The sequence below is a fragment of the Pseudomonas sp. BJa5 genome, from assembly GCF_030272875.2.
GTDB lineage: Bacteria > Pseudomonadota > Gammaproteobacteria > Pseudomonadales > Pseudomonadaceae > Aquipseudomonas.
The window spans coordinates 1-247 of the sequence record NZ_JALRNG020000186.1 but is presented as its reverse complement, the minus strand read 5'-3'; the positions used below and the strand labels follow the sequence as shown (position 1 = coordinate 247).

Annotated in this window: 1 protein-coding gene; it reads right to left on the bottom strand. The window is 41.3% G+C overall.

Annotated elements, in window-relative coordinates:
- Positions 1 to 247 (bottom strand): class I tRNA ligase family protein (locus M2D63_RS25955; RefSeq protein ID WP_285865908.1); only part of this gene is annotated, 247 nt, incomplete at both ends.

The window sequence follows — 247 nt, the reverse complement described above, 5'->3', positions numbered from 1 at the left end:
CAAGAAACGGTTTGCACCTTCAACACCTGCATCAGACCATTCTAAAGATTGATCTGGTGGTGCAGCAAACATCATAAATACACGAGCTGTATCTGCGCCGTATTGATCAATAATAGCTTGTGGGTCAATACCGTTATTTTTCGACTTGGACATTTTTTCTTGTCCGCCGATAATCACTTCTTGACCATCACCTGAATATTTTGCAGAAATGATGCGGCCTTTCTCATCACGTTCTAATTCGATGTCA